At 40.5% G+C, this 19,873-nt stretch carries 19 protein-coding genes and 1 riboswitch; of the genes, 10 read left to right on the forward strand and 9 right to left on the reverse strand.

Going from position 1 to position 19,873, the window contains the following annotated elements; all coding sequences use genetic code 11:
- Positions 1 to 121 precede the first annotated feature (121 nt).
- Positions 122 to 197: riboswitch (cyclic di-GMP riboswitch) on the forward strand.
- Positions 198 to 275: 78 nt separating this feature from the next.
- Positions 276 to 728 carry a PAS domain-containing protein gene (locus PF327_RS01220; RefSeq protein ID WP_289400983.1) on the forward strand — a complete coding sequence of 151 codons (453 nt, stop codon included), beginning with the start codon at positions 276 to 278 and terminating at the stop codon, positions 726 to 728.
- Between the two features lie 39 nt (positions 729 to 767).
- Here the strand turns inward: PF327_RS01220 and PF327_RS01225 are convergent, their stop codons facing one another.
- From PF327_RS01225 to ilvA, 6 genes are all read right to left on the reverse strand, one after another.
- Positions 768 to 998, reverse strand: coding sequence for a hypothetical protein (locus PF327_RS01225; RefSeq protein ID WP_008243976.1), 231 nt, complete (start codon positions 996 to 998; stop codon positions 768 to 770).
- Positions 999 to 1,047: 49 nt separating this feature from the next.
- Entirely contained in the window at positions 1,048 to 2,007 is a 960-nt protein-coding gene (gene lpxD, locus PF327_RS01230; RefSeq protein ID WP_289400984.1) for a UDP-3-O-(3-hydroxymyristoyl)glucosamine N-acyltransferase, read from the reverse strand.
- Positions 2,008 to 2,080: 73 nt separating this feature from the next.
- A complete protein-coding gene (gene ilvN, locus PF327_RS01235) occupies positions 2,081 to 2,560 on the reverse strand; it encodes an acetolactate synthase small subunit (RefSeq protein ID WP_289400985.1) in 480 nt (159 codons plus the stop codon).
- A complete protein-coding gene (locus tag PF327_RS01240) occupies positions 2,560 to 4,254 on the reverse strand; it encodes an acetolactate synthase large subunit (RefSeq protein ID WP_289400986.1) in 1,695 nt (564 codons plus the stop codon). Before PF327_RS01240 ends, ilvN begins: the two co-directional genes overlap by 1 nt.
- A 52-nt stretch (positions 4,255 to 4,306) precedes the next feature.
- Positions 4,307 to 5,215, reverse strand: coding sequence for a Ppx/GppA phosphatase family protein (locus PF327_RS01245; protein ID WP_008243983.1), 909 nt, complete (start codon positions 5,213 to 5,215; stop codon positions 4,307 to 4,309).
- The gene (gene ilvA, locus PF327_RS01250; RefSeq protein ID WP_008243985.1) at positions 5,215 to 6,426 is read right to left on the reverse strand and encodes a threonine ammonia-lyase; all 1,212 of its coding nucleotides are present in this window, start codon (positions 6,424 to 6,426) and stop codon (positions 5,215 to 5,217) included. Before ilvA ends, PF327_RS01245 begins: the two co-directional genes overlap by 1 nt.
- Before the next feature lie 53 nt (positions 6,427 to 6,479).
- Between ilvA and PF327_RS01255 the strand changes: the two genes are divergently transcribed.
- The 3 genes from PF327_RS01255 to PF327_RS01265 all read left to right on the forward strand — a co-directional run bounded on the left by PF327_RS01255 (position 6,480) and on the right by PF327_RS01265 (position 10,296).
- The gene (locus PF327_RS01255; RefSeq protein ID WP_289400987.1) at positions 6,480 to 6,911 is read left to right on the forward strand and encodes a CoA-binding protein; all 432 of its coding nucleotides are present in this window, start codon (positions 6,480 to 6,482) and stop codon (positions 6,909 to 6,911) included.
- Positions 6,912 to 6,922: 11 nt separating this feature from the next.
- Positions 6,923 to 7,603, forward strand: a complete 681-nt coding sequence (locus PF327_RS01260; protein ID WP_289400988.1) for a toxin-antitoxin system YwqK family antitoxin — start codon at positions 6,923 to 6,925, stop codon at positions 7,601 to 7,603.
- Between the two features lie 329 nt (positions 7,604 to 7,932).
- A complete protein-coding gene (locus PF327_RS01265; RefSeq protein ID WP_008243991.1) occupies positions 7,933 to 10,296 on the forward strand; it encodes a hypothetical protein in 2,364 nt (787 codons plus the stop codon).
- A 145-nt stretch (positions 10,297 to 10,441) separates the two neighbouring features.
- On the opposite strand, the gene PF327_RS01270 is transcribed toward PF327_RS01265, so the two are convergent.
- Together PF327_RS01270 and PF327_RS01275 are read right to left on the reverse strand one after the other, a co-directional pair.
- Entirely contained in the window at positions 10,442 to 11,089 is a 648-nt protein-coding gene (locus PF327_RS01270) for a lipid-A-disaccharide synthase N-terminal domain-containing protein (protein ID WP_008243994.1), read from the reverse strand.
- Positions 11,086 to 11,811 (reverse strand): glycosyltransferase, encoded by a 726-nt coding sequence (locus PF327_RS01275; protein WP_289400989.1) that lies wholly within the window; start codon positions 11,809 to 11,811, stop codon positions 11,086 to 11,088. The genes PF327_RS01270 and PF327_RS01275 overlap by 4 nt, the downstream gene beginning before the upstream one ends.
- A 306-nt stretch (positions 11,812 to 12,117) precedes the next feature.
- On the opposite strand from PF327_RS01275, the gene PF327_RS01280 reads away from it, so the two are divergent.
- The gene (locus PF327_RS01280) at positions 12,118 to 13,698 is read left to right on the forward strand and encodes an ArnT family glycosyltransferase (protein WP_289400990.1); all 1,581 of its coding nucleotides are present in this window, start codon (positions 12,118 to 12,120) and stop codon (positions 13,696 to 13,698) included.
- A 1-nt stretch (position 13,699) separates the two neighbouring features.
- Here PF327_RS01280 and trmA read toward each other — a convergent pair whose 3' ends face one another.
- Entirely contained in the window at positions 13,700 to 14,821 is a 1,122-nt protein-coding gene (trmA, locus tag PF327_RS01285) for a tRNA (uridine(54)-C5)-methyltransferase TrmA (protein WP_289400991.1), read from the reverse strand.
- 76 nt (positions 14,822 to 14,897) lie between these two features.
- On the opposite strand from trmA, the gene glmU reads away from it, so the two are divergent.
- Genes glmU through PF327_RS01310 form a run of 5 tightly spaced genes read left to right on the forward strand, consistent with a single transcriptional unit; the run spans position 14,898 to position 19,870 of the window.
- Positions 14,898 to 16,190 (forward strand): bifunctional UDP-N-acetylglucosamine diphosphorylase/glucosamine-1-phosphate N-acetyltransferase GlmU, encoded by a 1,293-nt coding sequence (glmU, locus tag PF327_RS01290; protein WP_289400992.1) that lies wholly within the window; start codon positions 14,898 to 14,900, stop codon positions 16,188 to 16,190.
- Between the two features lies 1 nt (position 16,191).
- Complete coding sequence (gene coaBC / locus PF327_RS01295) at positions 16,192 to 17,439, forward strand: bifunctional phosphopantothenoylcysteine decarboxylase/phosphopantothenate--cysteine ligase CoaBC (RefSeq protein WP_289400993.1); 1,248 nt, start codon at positions 16,192 to 16,194, stop codon at positions 17,437 to 17,439.
- Complete coding sequence (locus PF327_RS01300) at positions 17,432 to 18,121, forward strand: di-trans,poly-cis-decaprenylcistransferase (protein WP_008244011.1); 690 nt, start codon at positions 17,432 to 17,434, stop codon at positions 18,119 to 18,121. Before coaBC ends, PF327_RS01300 begins: the two co-directional genes overlap by 8 nt.
- Positions 18,118 to 18,855: a prepilin peptidase gene (locus tag PF327_RS01305; protein ID WP_289400995.1), complete on the forward strand. Its 738-nt coding sequence runs from the start codon at positions 18,118 to 18,120 to the stop codon at positions 18,853 to 18,855. The genes PF327_RS01300 and PF327_RS01305 overlap by 4 nt, the downstream gene beginning before the upstream one ends.
- Entirely contained in the window at positions 18,848 to 19,870 is a 1,023-nt protein-coding gene (locus PF327_RS01310) for an LptF/LptG family permease (RefSeq protein WP_289400996.1), read from the forward strand. The genes PF327_RS01305 and PF327_RS01310 overlap by 8 nt, the downstream gene beginning before the upstream one ends.
- Positions 19,871 to 19,873: the final 3 nt, after the last annotated feature.

Genomic DNA, 19,873 nt, shown 5'->3' on the forward strand with positions numbered 1-19,873 from the left:
AAACGCCCCTTTATCATAATTCTGTAATTGTAGCAAAGTATGAAGAAAATATGATTAAATCTTAGTTGTAAGGTAGTGTATTATGTCCATATAAGCTATAGATAGATAATATATAATGTATCATATATAAGGCTAAACTCATTGTGAAGTGAGGGCAGAAAGTTATGGGTCTCAATGCAGATCGCCAAACTGCCAAATGTATTTGATCTGCATTTTTACTTCATTGTGTCCTATAAAACCTTTAATACAACATATCTATTGTCCATGGAGAAAAAATGGGAAAAACAGTTAAAAATATTATTACCGGTCAAGAGATCACAAAACCAGATCCTGTAGATGTAGAAGTGCCATTTGATGGTGGTGTTATGATCACGGAGACAGACCCGGCAGGTATCATCACTTATGCCAACCGTAAATTTCGTGAACTTACCGGTTATACGAAAGAAGAACTCATTGGATCACCACACAGCATAAATAGACATCCAGATATGCCAAAGGCTGCATTCAAAGAGTTATGGGAGACAATAAAAGGTGGAAATTACTGGGAAGGTTTTGTCAAAAATATGACCAGTGAAGGTAAATATTACAATGTGGTTGTATGGATCAAACCTAAATTGGATGATGACGGAAATCTCATCGGATATATTGCAGGGAGAAAGATCCCAGATAAAGACCTTATGCAAAGAGCTTTCGATAAATACAAGGTCATGAAAAATGATGAAGTGTAGTTAATGGGACAACCCATTAACCAAAAAGTATATCAAAGGCTATAAAGCCTTTTTTGCCTCTTGCAATGCTGCAATCACTGCATCAATATTTGCTTTAGGAATATGCACTTTCCAATCCGGTTCTTCAGCACCTGCCTGCAGTGAAATACCGATACTTGCTACACTTTCACTCTTTGGACCATAAGGTTCTGCTACTGTCGTAATCGTGATCTTTCCATCTTTTGTACCACTCAAACCCATTTCATCTATTTTTGTCACTGTGCCACTCATATCTTCTCCTTTAAATTATTTATATCAAGATTATATTACAATGAATTGACTATTTTTTACCTTTGAGCAAACCCATCATTTTGGCTTGCAGACGTAACCACATTTTATGATCGATAGCAGGGAAACCAGCATAGGTTTTACCCCCTTCAAGGGACTTGGTGACACCACCTTTTCCTGCGATAGTTGCGAAGGCACCCACTTCCAAATGTCCCGCAGTAGCACTTTGTCCACCCATGACTACATTTCTGCCTAAAGTCGTAGAGCCTGCAAGACCTACTTGGGCAGCACAAAGGGTGTGTTCACCTACATCACAGTTATGTGCGATCTGTATCAGATTATCCAGTTTGGTACCTTTACGTATATAGGTGGTGCCAAATACAGCTCTGTCTATGGCACAGTTTGCCCCGATCTCTACATCATCTTCTACAACAACATTACCATTCTGATAGATCTTCACATGTTCACCAAGCTTTGTATGTGCAAAACCGTACCCATCACAACCAATCACTGTACCGCTATGAATGATACACTCAGAACCGATCTTTGTATGATGATACAAGGTCACATTGGGATGCAATAATGTTCCGGAACCAACAGTCACATTATCTCCAAGGTAACAACCCGGTAAAATGACCACATGATCTCCAAGTGTCACATTTTTACCAAAAGAGACGCTCTTATCTATATCACATCCCTTTCCTAGGGTAGGTTCTGATGTACCACTCTCAAGTTTATGTGCAAAAAATTTAGAGGCAAGTGCCAGTTTAAGATATGCTTCATCTGTGACCAGTGCGATCGTTCCGGAAGGCAGCAATCCAGCATGTTTTTCATCGATCAATACCGCAGCAGCCTTGGTATCTGCCAATTGTGAAGCGTATTTACTGTCCGTAAAAAAACTGAGTTGTGTGGAAGTAGCTTCACTTAAGGTATGTATCCCTTCTATAGTGATATCTTCACCATGAAAATCTACACCGATATCTTCTGTTATTTGAGAGAGTGTGTAAGTCATAAAGTGGTCCTTTTAACTTAAAGTAGATGTCACTCTCCTGTAAGCAAGGAGAGTGAGAGAGGTAGAATAATTTTTATCTTTCTATGGCAACCACACCGCCGCGTACTATCTCATAAGGATTGTAGCGTTGAGCTGCCTCTATAAAATGCTGAATACGTACAGGTTCGTCTGCAACCATGGCAATGATCATCTCTTTACCCACATTGGCAATACCACCATTATAGGCTGCACACAATGCTCCGATATCACTTAGATGTTCGGTAATAGGGAACTTCACCAGTACCATCTCTTTTTCAACCATCTCTTCATGCTCGATAACCTTATAGACAGGTATGAGCTTATGCAGTTGCTTAGTGATCTGTTCCATAACCTTGGCAGAACCATTCGTTTCGATCGTAATATGTGACATTTCACTGTCAGGTATGGGTGCCACAGTGAGTGACGCAATGTTATAGCCACGCGCTGCAAAAAGTGATGTCACACGTGCAAGTACAGAACTCTCATTCAATACGATAACGGAAATAACACGTCTTTCATTCATAGCATTTTCCATTATTTCTCTCCTTTTTGCGGTAACATCATATTAAACAGTGCTCCTCCAGCTGGTACCATAGGAAGTACATTTTCAAAACGGTTCACGGCAACATTCATGAAACACACTTTGTCCTGTGCTATCGCATCTTTGATCGCTGCGTCAAACTCTTCTTTTGTTGTAACGTCATACCCTATTCCACCGCACGCTTCTGCCAAGGCTTTCCAGTTTGGTTGGAATGTCAAGTCTGTTTCAGAGTAGCGTTTTTCATAGAAGAACGTCTGCCACTGTCTAACCATCCCTAAGAAATGGTTATTGAGTATCAGGTTGATGACCGGTATTTTATACTCAGCCGCCGTTACAAGTTCTTGCATATTCATCAGGATCGATCCGTCACCAGTGACATTGATAACTGTCTTGTCCGGGAAGGCTTTTTTAGCCCCGAGTGCTGCAGGAAAACCAAAGCCCATGGTTCCCAATCCACCTGAATTGATCCATTGGCGCGGTCTGTCAAACGGGTAATGCTGTGCTGCCCACATTTGGTGCTGCCCGACATCTGAAGTTATGATGGCATTTTCACCTACCAGTTCACCGATACGTTCTATGGCCCATTGCGGTTTGATGACATCATCAGAATCAACATAGGATTGAGGGTGAAGCTCATCATAGCGTTTGAGTATCTCTCTCCATGCCTGGAATCTGTCCGTATCTATACCATCAAGAAGCGGTAACATCGCTTCAAGTACCTCTGTTACATCACCTACTATAGGATAGTCAACATCCACAAGTTTACCGATATTCGCTGCATCAATGTCTACATGGATAATGTCTGCATATTTGGCAAACTCGGAAAGTTTACCTGTAACCCTGTCATCAAATCTGGCACCCAAAGAGATCACCAGGTCTGTTTCTGACATTGCCATATTGGATGCATAGTTCCCATGCATCCCCAACATACCAAGAAGCAATGGATTCTTTGCACCCATTACACCTCTTGCCATCAATGTTTCAACGGTAGGGATCTGTGTTTTTTCAGCCAATTCACGTACAAGGTCACTTGCATTTGAAAGTACAGATCCACCCCCGATATAAAGCAAAGGTTTCTTTGCTTTTTTCATCGCTTCAACCGCTTTTTCTATCTGCTTTTTGTTTCCTTTGTATGTTGGCTTATACGTAGGAATATTGACAGAGTCAGGATAGACGAACTCACCAATATCTACGGTAATATCTTTAGGAATGTCGATAAGTACCGGTCCTGGTCGTCCAGAACGCGCGATATAAAATGCTTCTTTCAATAAACGCGGAAGTTCTTCCAGCGAACGTACCAGAAAGTTATGTTTTGTACAGGGTCTGGATATACCTACAGCATCTATCTCTTGAAACCCGTCTGTACCGATCAGCGATAAAGGCACCTGTCCAGAGATAACAACCATAGGAATTGAATCCATATAGGCTGTTGCAAGCCCAGTGACAGCGTTTGTAAATCCTGGGCCGCTTGTCACCATTGCAACACCTACTTCACCTGTAGCTCTTGCATAACCATCTGCTGCGTGAACCGCTGCCTGTTCGTGACGGTTCAAGATATGCTCAAACCCTTCTTGTTTGTAAATTTCATCATAAACGTGCATGATCGCTCCGCCGGGATAACCAAATACGGTCTTAACACCCTCAGCGATGATCGCTTCACACACCATTTGTGCACCACTCATTTGCATGGTCTACACTCCATTTAAATTTTTTTTGATTATATCTAAAAAAGATTAGAGTTTAATGGGTCTCGTGCCCGCAAGCTTCTATGGCCACACCCTCGCGCAGACCATCATCTATCACAATGCAACTTCCAAACCCCAATAATGTGAAGAGTTGTTTATAGATAAGTATACCTGCAGCAATCAGATCAGAACGTCCGGTACCTACAGCGATCTCTCTCTTTTCAAATGGCATAGAGAGTAATTTTTTCAAGTAAAAGTCTAACTCATCTATCTCAAGAGAGATACCGTTGATCTTTGATGCATCATAGGTTTCATAGTTTTGTCCGAGTTTCATCGCAGCTACGGTAGTGGGTGTACCGGCTGTGGCTACGAAAGTATTGACTTTACCTTTTTTCTCATAAAGATGGTTACAAAATCGTTGCATCTCAGCCATCTCTTCAGGAAGGACTTTGTCTATGTTTTCCAATGTTTCATGGGTTTGTGCAATAGTTACAATCCCTAAAGGAAAACTTTTAGAGATCGTTTCATCTCCATAATGGAAGATAAGTTCGGTAGAACCTCCACCTATATCAATCAGTACAAAACTCTCTGAAGTATCTTGTAATACAGAGAGTCTATGCTTTACTGCAAGTAAAGTGAGTCTTGCTTCTTCTTCACCCGAAATGATATCAAAATGCACCCCTGTCTCTTTTTGGATCTGAAAGAGGACTTCCTCTGAATTTTCTGCTCTACGTACAGCTTCTGTTGTCACAGCCCTTACTACAGAAGAAGAGAAATCGATCTGTTCTTGTGCTTCCTGTATGCCTGAGATGACCCTTTTTACAGCCTCGTCATTGATCAACCCATACTGCGCTAGACCATCTGCCGTCTTCACGATCTTTTCAAATTCAGCTATCTGTCTGCCCGTGCTACATTCATACTCCAATACACGTAAAGTATTTGAACCTAGATCTATCGCTATCATTAATGCTCTTCTTTAAAAGCAAACCCACCCTCTTTGAGTTGCTCTCTTATCTGTTCCTGATGCTCCACACCTTTGGTTTCCAAGGAGACAGAGACATTTGCATCACCGAATTCCAGATCTATAGAGGTTCTATCATACCCTATCTGTACAATGTTCGCTCCTACTTTTGTGAGTATCTCGGTTAATGCCTGTAACGCCCCCGGTTTATCTACAAGTGTAACAAGCAGTTTCATCTTACGTGCAGACTTCATCAATCCTTTTTCAATGATCAGAGAAAGCATTGTCACATCAATGTTTCCTCCACTCAGTACCACAGCCACTTTTGAACCTTTAGGCAAGTCTATCTTTCCATGTAAAAGGGCAGCAACACCTACGGCACCTGCCCCCTCTACCAACACTTTTTGTTTTTCTAACAAAAAAAGTATGGCAGCAGCGATCTCATCTTCACCCACTGTCTCAAACACATCTACATTTTTTAGAATATACTCTAAAGTGATCGGTGACGTATCTCTTACGGCGATACCATCAGCGATCGTCCTTACCGAAGTCGTATCTATAGGTGTCTTTGCATCATAAGACTGTTTCATCGCAGGTGCTCCTGCTGAAGAGATACCGATGATCTTGCACTTAGGATTCAGTGCCTTACTTGCCACAGACATACCTGAGATCAGTCCCCCTCCACCTACGCATATAACCATAGCATCAAGATCTTTCATCTCTTCAATTATCTCAAGTGCAACTGTACCTTGACCTGACATGACTTCATCATCTTCAAAAGGGTGTACAAATGTATAGTTGTTCTCTTCCCCGAATTTGACGGCATAGGCATAGGCTTCATCATAGTTAGAGCCATGAAGTATCACATTGGCACCAAACTCTTTCACGCCCATCACTTTCGTAAGCGGTGTGGATTCTGGCATGACAATGGTTGCTTCGATACCAAAGTGTTTTGCTGAAAAAGCCACACCCTGTGCATGGTTACCCGCAGATGAAGCAACAACGCCACCTCTGTCACCTGCTTCTATCAAAGAAGCAATTTTATTAAATGCTCCTCTGAGTTTAAATGCACCGGTACGTTGAAGATTCTCTTTTTTAAGGTACACTTCATAGCCACTCATTTGGCTTAAAATAGGGGCATACGAAAAGGGTGTACGGTGTACAACATCCGATACTCTTTCATAGGCTTTTTGGATACTTTTTAAGTCTAACATTATCTTTCCTAGCTATTATATTGTCCGAAGTATATCAAAATTAAGGATAAAGCATGGAATGTGAAATGCCGCTGGTCAACTCTAATCGTGAAGAGATGAAAGAAATCTTTGAAAGTGTCAAGACGATCGCGATCCTTGGTCTTTCACCAGATGAAAGCAAGGCAAGTAATATGGTTGCAAGATATCTTAAAAATGCAGGGTATAAAATAGTCCCTGTATATCCCAAAGAAGATAAGATATTAGGGGAAAAAGTCTACCGTTCACTTGAAGATATCCCTTTTGAAATTGATATGGTGAATATCTTTAGAAAACCCAGTGCATTTGATGCGATTGCAGATGCTTGCATTAGAAGAGGTGACGTTAAAGTATTTTGGGGTCAACTTGGACTAGTGAACAATGCTGCAGCACAAAAAGCTAAAGAGGCAGGAATGAAAGTGGTACAGAATTACTGTAGTAAAATTGAACATCAAGCCTTAATCGCATAACTTGGACCACTATGAAAAAAACACTTTTAATCATACTTACGTTACTTGGTACAGTTGCGCTTCAGGCAGAACTTTTCACAGATCATTTTGAAAATGGTGTGGTCAAATCACAGATCGAATATCTAAAAGGTACAAGAACAGAAACTGCAGAGGGCGTCAAAGATGGACTAGAAAAGGTCTATTATAATACCGGTCAACTGGCATTTGAAGTGAAAAATGTTAAAGGATTAAGAGAGGGACCGCTCAATTGGTATGACAGAGAAGGAAACCATCTTGAAGTGATCCATTATCAAAAAGGTAAACGCCATGGCATCAATCAAATATTTTATGCTGACGGTACACTGCGTATAGAGGTCAATTATATTAATGATCAAAAAGAGGGTTCTGAGAAGTACTACTTCAGTACAGGTAAACTCGCCTCTGAAGTCACGTTTAAAAACGGCAAAAAAGAGGGGTTACAAAAAGAGTATAATGAGGACGGAATACTCGACAACGATGTTATGTATAGACATGGATATAAAGAGGGTGAAAAACGATGGTATGACAAAGATGGGAAAGTGACCAGAATGGAACTTTATAAAATGGACAGGCCTATCAATATCATGAAAAAAGTACAAGCTAAAAAACCCGATACGACCATTGAAGCACTTCATGGTTTAGATTTTAACCCGAACAATAGAAAAGTCAAATAGTACCAGGGAGACAGACTCTGCTATACTGAGATACAAAAGTACCGTTAAGCAGTAAACTGTACCTCTCATACATCCTTTAACCTGTAACAATAAACATTCATAGGATCAAATGGATGCATACACATTTTTCCTCTGTAAACTGACGTACTTATTACCCCATTAAAACCTCATATTCTCATAGTTATTCGAAAAAATTATAATAAATATTCTTAGGAAAAATAATAATCATTTATTATATTAGAAGATTTGTATTTTTACGATAATTTAAAGTTTTATTAACAACACACATGCAAAAATAAAAAGTAATCAATTTTTAAAAGGAGACTAAAATGATTTCAAAAATTCTAAAAAGCACAGTAACCTTGTCACTTCTTTCTACTGCTGCTTTTTCTGCCGCTGATTATGACAAAACGCCGCCGTTTTCGATGGATAAATTAGAAGCAGTAAAAATAAAAGGGAAAACTGCCTATCAACCCAAAGCAGACTATAGCATGTTTGTAAACTATGAACTTGGTATGCACTGTGTTGGTTTTGATATGAGCTACTGCTGTGTCATCCCTCCATACAACTCCATACAGTCACAAGCGATCAGAGTAGGAAAAGGGAGCAGCCTTCCTAAGCTTATGACACCCAATGACAATGTCAAACTTTTTGCCTATACCAGAGACAACTCATACTCTGAAGGGAATAAAATGAAGTACTGGATGGTAGCGAAAGATGCCGATGGGGATGGGCACCTTGATAGTCCGGGTGATAATGTTGCCAACTATGTATGGACACACCTCTTTATCTATAAAGATCTTGAAGGTACCATGCCTGCAGGTGTCACAGAAAAAGACAGACTTAGAGTAGGTCGTCAGATCCAGGTCAAAGTGGATCATGGTCCTTCCGGTGCACCTATGACCGGGTATATGACCTATGCCGGTAAAGATGGCGGTAATGTTGTGATGACCGATACCCTCGTGCCTCCAGTAAAAGATGTTAAACTTGTCCTAACTGCTTCACACTTATGGGATGCACTGGGTCTGCCTTTAACAGCATTCAACGATAGTACAAGAAAAGGTTCACTTCGTACGGTCACAGAAAGAGATTTCCAACCCTTCCAGTACTCCACTGTTGAACTTCATACAGATGCAGGACAGCAGATAAAACAGCCTGATGGAAGCGCGGTTTCTTACTTCGGTACAAACCCGGTGGATATTCCTAACTGTTATTCCTGTCACTCACGTACCGGTAAAGCCGCTCAAATGGCCAGAGATGAAGGTCTTAAACAAGGAGATCAAGAGTATGACTACTGGAAATCCTACCCTGATACATCCGAGTATATGGCAAGACTTTCTGAAGGTTCTATCAACATCCTTTCACTCCACGATAAGCATCATGGTACGACATTTCTTTCAGACTATCGTCCGGATGCGCCTGCACAGCGTTTAGGTAAAGTCGGTTTTGTAAATTGTACAGACTGTCACGGGGATAATGTTTCTGGGAACCTACAAGAGCCAAGAGTAACGGCTAGCGGTTACAAAACGGTGAAAGCAAAACCTCTTTCAGAAGCAGTACACGGATTCCACCTTGCCATGGTGCCTATGCCTGATGCAGCTGGTAGATCACAATCATGTCAATCCTGTCACCCAACACACTTCCAAAACCCTAATATGAATGATGACACGAACCCGTTCCGTGTAACAGACAGATATGGTGAAGCAAGATTCTCTAAAGGTGATATCAGAAAGTCTGGTGGTGGATGTTATGTAAGACGTGATGCACACTCCAACCCTAATGCAAAACCTCCATTCTTCCTTAATGCTTATGGGAAATGGCAGCTTGAGAACGTTGCGACCAAAGATGAGCATGGCAAAGATGCTGGTGAACTTCGAGGTCTATACTGTACGAACTGTCACACGAAAGTGGCGCAAGCACTCTATGCTGCAGATGACTTGACCAATGATTCCAAACAAGAGGGGAAAACACTTAGAAACAAATCTCTTAAAGAAATGGTAGCAGGTATCACAGGTGGAGACATGAAGAAATTTGCTTCCTGGGCAGACCCTAAATCAGCTGGTGAGAAGGATGAAGTCCTTAGTTACTACACAGATCACAAGTCTGCAACATTGGTTAAAAATGTAGGTAAAGACGGTAAACTCGATCTCAAGCCTTGGAACCATAAAACAGGTGGAGATGTACCATATTCAGCAGCTTCTGCTGGTAACGACTGGTGGTTGTCCGCTTCTGAACCTCACTGTGCGGATTGTCACTTAGCACCGTTTGTTGAGCAGGATACCGGTGGTAAATACTTCCCGATCGATCAGCCTAACAAATATTCACTCTATAGATACTCTAAAGCACATGGTAACCTTGCATGTCAAACGTGTCATGAGTCGACGCATGGTCTTTATTCTACAAGATATGACGGTGATGAAAGATCCGTAGATGTGACAACACACCAGCAAGCACTTCAGTATAGTCCTGATGGTAAATATACCGGACCGGTTACCTGTACTGCATGTCACACCGTCAATAATAATGGGGTACCTGTTCAACTTGAAGGAACGGAATATGCAAATGACTATTGGGCTTCAGTTACATTGGCTCACTTCATGAGAGAAGGAGACCAAAAACTTTCAGTCAAAGAATTGGTGAAAAAATACCCTTATAAAAAATCTGCACAAATCGTGAAAGAGGGTTGGAAGTAATTCCCATTCTCTTTGAACTTACTATGAAGATAGTAAGTTCCATTGCCCTTCTTCATTGAAGGGTTGCTTCTCTATTCTCTATTTCTATGCATCATACAATTTTCAGAAACAAAATATATCCTCTATCTCTGTTTAAGACTTCACTTCACTCTTTATTACTATTTTTGAGTCCTATCATAATATTGCGGGTATAAATGATAAACCCAAAAAGTTGTCCTAGAAGCAAAACAGGATCTTTTCTGAAAATGGCATAACTTAATATCATGAATGAACCGGTCAGACTTAACATCCAAAAACCAAGTGGGAGATGAGATATTTTCATACGTTCTGAGTAGATCCACTGGTAAACAAATCTAAACGTAAAAAGAATTTGTCCGATGCTTCCCCAGAGTAAAAGAAACAAAGGGATATCCTCATTTTTAAAGAGACGATGCATATCGATCACGTTATTGTTATAGGCATAAAGAACAATAAATAGAGGGAAAAACCATAAAAAGATTTGTAAAAAATAAGGGATCTTTCTCCAAGATCCTTGAAGCTGCATATTTCTTATATAGATAAAATAGGTGATTGACTGTCCCAACATGATAGCAAAGTCATCACGTAACCACCCATATACAAATAATAAAAAAGAGGCCATAAGGCTCAATTCCCAAAAGAGTTCCGGGGTGAGTACTTTTTTCACTTTTTCTGACTGTATCCATTGTACAAGAAGACGTGCCGAAAAAAGAATTTGTGCACTGAATCCTATAACATAGACAAAGAGTCCATACGAGAGCCATCCACTACTCATACACTAGGATTACTTTCTTCAACTTTATAGGTAATATATCTGCTTTTCATCCAGCGGTAGGCAAAGGCATCCTGAAGAGGCTTAATGGAACGATTAAAGATATTAAATTTTGATACCCCTGCCGTTCGTTCAAAATGTTGAACGCTTTTTTGCTGTATCTGACCGCCTTGAAGTTTGATCAGAGCAGGAATAAAACGATGCATCCCGTCAAAAAAAGGTATTTTTTTTGCCACATCAGTTTTCATGACCTTCAGAGGGCATCCGGTATCGATCACGCCATCATCGATCAAGGCACGTCTGATAGAGTTGGCAAAAGAGGACTGTACTTTCTTACTTAACGTATCTTTTCGTTTACCCCTAAATCCAATAACTGCCTCATACTGGTCTATCTCTTCAAGGAGTAGATCAAAATCAAACGGTGTGGTTTGCAGATCTGCATCGATATACCCGACAAGCTCTGTATCACACACATCAATCCCTGCTTTAATAGCCGTACTCAATCCATAGTTTTTATCGAATTTTATATAGCTGAAATCATCTTTTTTACAAATTTCCATTATTTTCTCAAAACTGCCATCCGTAGAGCCGTCATCGACAAATATGACCTTACTTTTGGTCTCACTGTGAGCAAAATATTCTGTAAAAACAGCCTCTATCCTATCTAGATTGTCCACTTCATTGTAGACAGGTACAATGATACTCATTCTATAGTTACTTTTCATATCATACTATTTCCATATGTTTTTTAATGTAGATTCCCAATATTATAACGTACTATAATATAAAAGCTCTCAATGATTTTCCAGGCATATATATTTACTACTTTTATGGAGGATTTTTATGGATCTTCACATAGGATAGAGATAAAATTTCAACCATTGAGAATGATGTTAAAGAGAATAAGGATATACTTTTCGTCACATACACCATCATACGTTTTAGACTCAAGACAGAGTTCATTCTATCTCAAAAAGTTAAAACGATATGTATTTTATCTCTATCTCTACTGAAGGAAAAAAGTACAAGTCATGATAAAACATCTCTCCATTCCCTTTTTCATACTTATCCTGGTGGCAGCTATCGGCATCTATTTTCGTCCTATTTGGATCATCGATGAAACACGTTATCTAAGTGTCGCATGGGAGATGTGGGATAAAAGCTCCTTTTTGGTTCCACTGCTCAATGGTGAACCTTACCACCACAAACCTCCATTTATATTTTGGTTGGTGCATTTGAACTGGTCACTTTTTGGTGTGAATGAAACCACTGTACGTTTCATACCTATGTTATTTGGTTTTGGGACACTGGTACTGGCCTATAGACTCTATCTTGCACTCTGGAAAGAAGATCTTCAAGGTGCCCAGAACACCCTTTTGATCTTGGCAGGTACCTTGATATTTACTTTTTACAATTCACTGTTTATGTTTGATATCATATTGACATTTTGGGTATTTCTCGGTGTTTTGGGTATCGTACAGGCTATACAAAAACAGACCCCTCTCTCCTTTGGTCTTATCTCACTTTCATTTGGCTTTGGCATACTGACCAAAGGACCGGTTATTTTAGTCCACTTGCTTCCACTCTTAATACTGGCATCCTATTGGAATGCTCAAAAAATAGATAAACGTGTATATCTTAAATTTTCCTTAGCATTTTTAGGGGGTGTTGTCATTGCACTTTGCTGGGCGATCCCTGCAGGTATCGCAGGTGGTGAAGCCTATCAACATGCTATTTTTTGGGGGCAGACAGCCGATAGGATGGTCAACTCTTTTGCACACCAAAGAGCTATTTGGTGGTATCTTGCTCTATTACCATTACTCCTTTTCCCATGGTCGTTCCATAAGGCATTCTATACTTCATTCAAACAGATCACGATGGATCACGGGTTGAAAATGCTGTTGATCTGGATGTTCTTTGCACTGCTGATATTTTCATTTATCAGCGGCAAACAGGTGCATTATATCTTACCCGAAATCGCTGCATTTTCCCTCTTTGCTTCAAGGGTTCTCACGACTACTGATCCTGACATGAAAGGCTATACAAAGTCTCTAGGGTATACCTACCTTTTCTTTGCTATAGTATTTGCCATTGCACCTTTTGTTGCACCAAAATCCATCACATTTCCTGTGGATCACACTGCTTTTCTGCAGTCGGCATTTTTACTGTTCGTTCTTGGATTCTATCTGTTAAAAAAGCATTTCAATCTGCAACACAATGCCATAAAGGCTATGGCATTAAGTATCATAGTGGCTGTTTTTGCCGTACATTTTTCCATTCACAATTTTTTAGCCGCACAAGATATTTCGGACTTTTCACGAAAAATATCATCGTTGCAACAAAAAGGTATACCAGTAGCACAAGATAAAAAATACCATGATCAGTTTCATTTTTTAGGAAGACTCCATGATCCTATCATCGTCTTATCAGGTAAACAAAAGATCTCTAAGTTCATAAAAAAGCATCCAGATGGCATGATCATTACCTACCGTAAGAAAAAGCATATGCATAAGATAGATCAAGAGCTTATTACTGAAAAGACAAGCTTCAAAGGCAAATACGCCATCCTCATCAAGGCTGCTCTCTACGACAACCTAGATCGTGCACCTTGAATCACACTGATCTCTTCTTCAAAAATACACCACTCTCCACATGCTCCGTATGTGGGAACTGATCAAACATCGCTGCTTCAATCACATCATGTGTTTTGGTCAGTGTTGCAAGATCTCTTGCAAGTGTTTCAGGGTTACATGAGATATAGATAATATTTTCTATATTTGAAATAAGCGCTATGGTCCCCTCATCCAATCCTGCTCTTGGCGGATCTACCAAAACCGTACTGAAGTTATAACTTTTCAGATCTATCCCTTTCAGTCTGGAAAACTCTCTTACCCCATTCAAAGCTTCTGTCATCTCTTCTGATGCTAGTCTTGCAAAAGTGATATTGTCAATAGCGTTGAGCGCACAATTCTCCAGTGCTGCATGAATGGATCGTTTACTGATCTCTGTGGCCAATACTCTATCAAAGTAATGAGAGAGAGGCAGTGTGAAGTTCCCCAGACCGCAGTAACTCTCTAAGAAATCCCCATACCCTACCGTTTTGGCTTGCTTAATGGACCACGCAATCATTTTGACATTCACAGCAGGGTTTGGCTGGGTAAAACCGCTTTCATACTGTACATAAGTGAATGTTTGACCCTCTATATCCAACGTTTCTGTAACGAATTCATTCGAAAGGATCACTTTTTGTTTACGGCTACGCCCCATGATCTTACAGTTAAGTTCTGCTTCAAGTTTCTTGGCCTCAGCACTCCACACATCATCAAGTCTTCTGTGATACAACATCGTGATAAGACATTCATCGGTAGTCGTTGCCAAAAATTCCACGGCAAAAAGACGCTGCTTCAACACATCTGTCGATGCATTGATCTTTTCAAGCAGCTTCCACATACGTTTTTCTATAGCTTCGATGACTTTGGGACACTCTTCTACAGTGATCGCACCATTTTTCTCGATGTTCCCCATGGCATAATCACATCTCTCACCCTCATGCCAGATACGGAACTCTGCTCGGGCCCTATAATGGTCGGAAGGCGAATTAAAAACCTCTAAGTCACCCTGATAAAAAGGCTCCAAAAGCCCGGAAACCCACTGCTGTTTCTGCTTTAATTGTTCCTCATAGCCTATCTCATAGAGTCCGCAGGAACCACAACTTCCAAAATGTTTACAATTCAAACTTCATACCTTTAATTTGCATTGGATATAATCACAATAATATTATAATTTCGTAATTTTACCCAAAAGGTCCAAAATGTCTATAAGTGTTGTCATACTCGCAGCAGGTCAAGGTACAAGAATGAAGTCCACGACCCCCAAAGTACTTCATGAAATCTCCGGAAAACCTATGCTCTTCCATGCCATTGATGCCGCACAGAAGATCTCTGATGATATCACTGTGGTACTCTACCATCAAGCGGAACGGATCCAAGAAACCATAGAGGCATACTACAGCGGTATACATTTTCACATGCAGGATGCCGTACAGTTTCCAGGTACGGGTGGGGCTATGAAAGGTGTCACGGTCAAACACTCTAAAGCATTGATACTCAATGGTGATATGCCGCTCGTCACGATGTCTGCACTGGAATCACTGATGCAGGGAGATGCTGACATCAATATGTCTGTGATCAAACTGGACAATCCTACGGGCTATGGACGTGTCGTCATCAACCAAGGTAATGTCGTGGAGATCGTAGAAGAAAAGGACTGCATTCCTGCACAAAAAGAGATACAGACTGTCAACGCAGGTGTCTACTGCGTCAAAAAAGAATTACTGGAACGCTACATCCCGCATCTCAATAACGACAATGCCCAAAAAGAGTACTACCTAACAGATATCATCAAGATGGCAGTAGATGAGGGGAAGATCGTCCACCCTGTCATGGTGGATGAAGAGGAGTTCAAAGGGGTGAATTCCAAGCTCGATCTGGCACATGCAGAAGAGATCATGCAAAGACGTATCAAAACAGAGTGGATGAAAGCCGGTGTCTCTATGCGTTTGCCTGAGACCATTTACATTGATTCACGTGCCACTTTTGAAGGTGAGTGTATCTTGGAAAATGGTGTCAGCATCCAGGGTGCTGCGTATATTATTGCTTCACATATTAAAACGCACTCTGTCATAGAAGATGCACATATAGAGAATTCCGATGTCGGTCCTATGGGAAGGGTAAGGCCGCATTCAACACTCATTGATACACATATCGGTAACTTTGTTGAAGTAAAAAAATCCACACTGACAGGAGTCAAAGCCGGACACCTCTCCTACATGGGTGATGCAACTATAGATGCAGGTACGAACATCGGTGCAGGTGTCATTACCTGTAATTACGATGGAAAGAACAAATACCCAACCAAGATCGGTAAAAATGTCTTTGTGGGTTCTGATACACAACTTGTCGCACCGGTGACCATAGAAGATGATGTGATGATAGCAGCAGGAAGTACCATCAACAAAAACGTTGCACAAGGTGAGCTTGCCATCTCTAGAGCACCGCTAAGAACGGTGAAAAATTTCTTTTATAAATTTTTCGGAGACAAATAATATGCAAATTGATCTAACGGGTAAATCAATACTCTTAGGCGTTACTGGCAGTATCTCTGCCTATAAGGCCTGTGAGATCGCCCGCCTATTTGTCAAAGCAGGTGCAGAGGTACATGTAGCCATGAGCCCCTCTGCCGAGCGTTTTGTCTCTGCACTCACATTTGAGGCCCTGACACGTAATCCTGTGTTAACAGAGAAGAGTGAATCTTGGGCCAGTGAGCTCAATCATATAGAGTTGGGTAAAAAGTGTGATGTGTTTGTTATCGCCCCAGCCACAGCTAATACCATTAACAAAATTGCACAGGGTATCGCGGATAATATTTTAACGCAAACGGCATTGGCATTTAAAGATAAGATTCTCATCGCTCCTGCAGCCAATACACAGATGCTAGCAAAAACTGCTACCTGTAATGCCCTTGCCTTTTTACAGGAGAATAATTATACGATGATCAATCCCCAGGATAAACTCCTTGCCTGTGGAGATGTGGGATCTGGTGCACTGGCAGAACCGACTGAGGTATTTTTTGAAGTCGCCAAAGCACTATATCGTGATCCATTTTGGGAAAACAGATCTGTCATCGTGACAGGTGGAGGTACGCGAGAAAAGCTGGATGAAGTACGCTATATATCAAACTTCTCATCAGGGAAAATGGCCAAAGCACTCTCTGTCGCACTCTATTTGAGAGGTGCAGATGTTTCGTATATCTCTACGATGGGATTCGATGACCTGCCCTCTGCCATTACAACCATAGAAGCTAACGATGCACAAGATATTTTAGAGTCCACGCAGCACGCTATTCAAAAAGTCACAGCAGAAAGCAGCCACAAGATGAAAATACCTTATCTTTTTATGGTAGCAGCGGTTGCAGACTTTACACCTAAAGCACCGCAAAGTGGTAAACTAAAAAAATCCATGCTTGGCGATACGTGGAATATTGAACTCAAGCAGACTACTGATGTACTGGCTTCGATCGACAAAAATGCTATCAAAACGGTGGGATTTAAAGCTGAAATGGATACACAGGAAGGATTAAACAATGCCATAGACCTTTTAGAAAAGAAAGGTGTGGATGCAGTGTGCTACAACCTTTTAAAAGATGCCAAAAGCTTTGGTGGTAATGAAAATGAAATCACCTTTATTACCAAGGAAACACAAGTTTCTCTAGGTCGTGCAGATAAACTCACGCTCTCTACTAAGATACTAGATGAATCCAAAAAACTTATCAATGAAGAAGAGACTAATGTCTGAAAATACAATAAAACATCTTGCTATCATTATGGATGGTAATGGAAGATGGGCAAAAGAGCGTGGTCTGAAACGTACCAAAGGACATGAAGCAGGGGCAGAAATCATTCGTGATATTACGATGTACTGCGCGAAACACCCAAGTATAGAGACCGCTACATTTTACGCTTTTAGTACCGAAAACTGGAAACGTCCTAAACTTGAGGTGGAATACCTCATGAAACTGCTTAACCGATATCTCCAAAAAGAACTGGAAACTTATCAATCACATAATATCCGTTTTCAAGCTATTGGCAATATTGAAGCCTTTAGTAAGTCTTTACAGGATCGTATTAAAACAACGGAAGAACTCACCAAAAACAATACCAGTCTTACACAGGTGCTTGCATTAAATTACGGTGGTCGTGCAGAAATAACCTCTGCGGTCAATAGCCTTATTGCAGAAGGTAAGACAAGTGTAACAGAAGAGGATATCTCTGGAGCATTGCAGACACCGTACAGCGATATAGATCTGCTGATCCGTACCAGTGGGGAAGAACGTATTTCCAACTTCCTGTTGTGGCAGATCTCTTATAGTGAACTCTATTTCACCCCTACACTCTGGCCTGATTTTTCAAGTAAAGAGTTGCAGAAAATTATAGAAAATTTTGAACAACGTAATAGACGTTTTGGAGGTATTAAATGATAGAAACAGTGACAGGCATCCTGGTTTTTATATTTGGCATTATGATAGGATCTTTTTTGAATGTAGTCATCTACCGTATACCAAAAGGTGAAAGTATTGTTTTCCCCGCATCCAAATGCCAAAGCTGCCAAACCCCGCTTAAGTGGTATCATAATATCCCTCTCTTTTCATGGATAGTCCTGTGTGGTAAATGCGGTTTTTGTAAAGAGAAGATATCTGCACAGTACCCGATCGTTGAATTCCTGACAGGTATTATTTTTATAGCACTCTATTTCAAACTAGGATTGGTCTGGTACCTGCCTTTTATTGCTGCTTCATTTGCCGCACTGCTTGCGCTTGTGATGATAGATTTCAAATATATGGCAGTCCCGGACAATGTAAACTTTGCAGCACTCATTTTTGCCCTTGTACAACCTGGATTTCTGATGGCACTTCTCTATGCAAGCATTGCTGCGGGTGGACTTTACCTGATAGGCCTGCTCTCATCACTGATCGCAAGAAAACAAGCGATGGGTGGTGCAGATGTCATTGTTGCTGGAACCATGGGTGCACTGCTTGGATTCCCAAACTTTTTTGTTGCACTCTTCCTCTCTGCCCTGTTAGCCATGATCCCTGCACTGATATGGAGAGATAAAGGCGTACCTTTCGTACCTTTCTTAGCTTTAGCTACCTTTATTGTATATCTCTATGATGTACAAGCCACACAACTCTTGGAAACAATCATTTATGGTTAATGTCAAAGGCTATATATCATCAAACTTTACCAAGTCATTTTTGATGATATTCCTGCCATTTTTCATTATTATATCTCTCGTATTTTTTGTCAAAATATCAGCACTGACCTCCAAAATACAGATCAGTTTTGCAGAATTGATCCTCCTTTACAGTTATTCTATACCAGAAATTATTTTTTATACGATACCCCTCTCTTTTGTCGCCGCCTTGGCAAATGTACTGATCAATCTCTCTCAGGGCAATGAACTTATTGCCCTCTATGCACTCGGACTGAAAGCAAAAAAGATACTCAGCAGTCTGCTGCTGCTCGGTCTTCTTTTTTCACTCCTATTGGCCAGTATCTCTTTTCTAGCTATGCCATTGAGTAAACAATTCTATAAAGCCTTCAAAGAAGAGAAAAAAAATGAAGCAAAACTGAACATCATTCCTGGTGAACTGGGTCAAAAATTTGGAGACTATTATATGTATGTCAAAGAGAAAACAGGGGATACTTTTCATGATATTGTCATCTATAACCGTACAAATAAAGCAGATGAACAGTTCTTTTCATCTCAAACAGGTCACATCAATAACAATGAAAATCTGACTTCTCTACTTCTGCATAAGGGATATGGATATACCTATGCAAAAACAAAATTACAACAGGCAGAATATGAAACCATGGAAGTTTTTGACAGGTCTAAAAGCCAAGGATTTCAATTTCAAAGTATCCTCTCCTATTGGAGTGAAGGGAAAGAAAGCAGAGAGAAGGTAATGCATAGAATCCTATTTTATGTTTTCACAAGCCTTATTCCTTTGCTTTCAGTCTATCTTGTTGCTTCTTTTACCATGATTAATCCTCGTTATCAACAAAACCGTTCATTTCTTATCATCTTTGTCACGACACTGTTCTTCTATGTCATCGCGTCGTCTTTAGAAAAATGGGGAAATCCTCTTATCTTGGTCCTTACTATCAGTGCTGTTACCATACTAGGTCAATGGCTCTTTAAAAAACGTGTAGCCAAGTACTTCTAAGGG

The sequence above is a fragment of the Sulfurovum xiamenensis genome (assembly GCF_030347995.1).
Lineage (GTDB): Bacteria > Campylobacterota > Campylobacteria > Campylobacterales > Sulfurovaceae > Sulfurovum > Sulfurovum xiamenensis.

Coding starts and splice junctions, on each gene's coding strand:
- PF327_RS01220 (WP_289400983.1), top strand. CDS start 276: ATGGGAAAAACAGTTAAAAATATTATTACCGGTCAAGAGATCACAAAA.
- PF327_RS01225 (WP_008243976.1), bottom strand. CDS start 998: ATGAGTGGCACAGTGACAAAAATAGATGAAATGGGTTTGAGTGGTACA.
- lpxD (WP_289400984.1), bottom strand. CDS start 2,007: ATGACTTACACACTCTCTCAAATAACAGAAGATATCGGTGTAGATTTT.
- ilvN (WP_289400985.1), bottom strand. CDS start 2,560: ATGGAAAATGCTATGAATGAAAGACGTGTTATTTCCGTTATCGTATTG.
- PF327_RS01240 (WP_289400986.1), bottom strand. CDS start 4,254: ATGCAAATGAGTGGTGCACAAATGGTGTGTGAAGCGATCATCGCTGAG.
- PF327_RS01245 (WP_008243983.1), bottom strand. CDS start 5,215: ATGATAGCGATAGATCTAGGTTCAAATACTTTACGTGTATTGGAGTAT.
- ilvA (WP_008243985.1), bottom strand. CDS start 6,426: ATGTTAGACTTAAAAAGTATCCAAAAAGCCTATGAAAGAGTATCGGAT.
- PF327_RS01255 (WP_289400987.1), top strand. CDS start 6,480: ATGGAATGTGAAATGCCGCTGGTCAACTCTAATCGTGAAGAGATGAAA.
- PF327_RS01260 (WP_289400988.1), top strand. CDS start 6,923: ATGAAAAAAACACTTTTAATCATACTTACGTTACTTGGTACAGTTGCG.
- PF327_RS01265 (WP_008243991.1), top strand. CDS start 7,933: ATGATTTCAAAAATTCTAAAAAGCACAGTAACCTTGTCACTTCTTTCT.
- PF327_RS01270 (WP_008243994.1), bottom strand. CDS start 11,089: ATGAGTAGTGGATGGCTCTCGTATGGACTCTTTGTCTATGTTATAGGA.
- PF327_RS01275 (WP_289400989.1), bottom strand. CDS start 11,811: ATGAAAAGTAACTATAGAATGAGTATCATTGTACCTGTCTACAATGAA.
- PF327_RS01280 (WP_289400990.1), top strand. CDS start 12,118: ATGATAAAACATCTCTCCATTCCCTTTTTCATACTTATCCTGGTGGCA.
- glmU (WP_289400992.1), top strand. CDS start 14,898: ATGTCTATAAGTGTTGTCATACTCGCAGCAGGTCAAGGTACAAGAATG.
- coaBC (WP_289400993.1), top strand. CDS start 16,192: ATGCAAATTGATCTAACGGGTAAATCAATACTCTTAGGCGTTACTGGC.
- PF327_RS01300 (WP_008244011.1), top strand. CDS start 17,432: ATGTCTGAAAATACAATAAAACATCTTGCTATCATTATGGATGGTAAT.
- PF327_RS01305 (WP_289400995.1), top strand. CDS start 18,118: ATGATAGAAACAGTGACAGGCATCCTGGTTTTTATATTTGGCATTATG.
- PF327_RS01310 (WP_289400996.1), top strand. CDS start 18,848: ATGGTTAATGTCAAAGGCTATATATCATCAAACTTTACCAAGTCATTT.